The sequence below is a fragment of the Frigoribacterium sp. CFBP 13712 genome (genome assembly GCF_014842255.1).
In the GTDB taxonomy this organism is placed as follows: Bacteria; Actinomycetota; Actinomycetes; order Actinomycetales; family Microbacteriaceae; genus Frigoribacterium.
Map to the genome: position 1 here is coordinate 1 of NZ_JACYVH010000025.1, position 587 is coordinate 587.

The 587-nt window shown below is 69.3% G+C and carries 1 protein-coding gene; it reads left to right on the forward strand.

Annotated features, from left to right (window positions below; genetic code table 11):
* A partial coding sequence (locus tag IFT51_RS14745) for a hypothetical protein (RefSeq protein WP_192061844.1) occupies positions 1-587 on the forward strand: 587 nt, incomplete at both ends.

Genomic DNA, 587 nt, shown 5'->3' on the forward strand with positions numbered 1-587 from the left:
CGTGGCGGCATCGCCAACGGCAGCGAGACGCTCGAGTTCAACGTCGGCGAGGCCACGGACGGATTCACGATCGGCAGCCACACCGATGGTGGCACCTTCACCCCGGGCAACGTCGCGATCTCGGGCACCGGCACGACCGGTGACAAGGTCACGATCGCGGCACCGGGTCTGGCGCCGCTGGAGACCGAGGTCGACAGCCGCGGCCGCTGGAGCATCCAGCGCTGGCTCGGCAACGGGTTCATCACCTTCACCGTGACCCACACCCCGGTCACGGGTGACGAGACGAAGCAGACCCTGCGTCTGTTCTCGGACCGGGTCGCCCAGGGTGACCTCGTCGTCACGGCACCGCTCGACGGTGCCAGCCACGACGTCGCGGGCTGGGTGACCTTCACCGGCACCGGCACGACCTGGTCGAAGGTCTCGATCAGCGACGGCACGAACGCCGCGCCGTCGGTCGCGACCGTGCAGTACGACGGTTCGTGGACCGTCCGCCGCTGGGTCGGCACCGCCCCGGTGACCTTCACGGTCACCAGCGAGCGCGCCGACATCGAAAACGGCAGCCAGACGATCCGCTTCAACACCGCGGA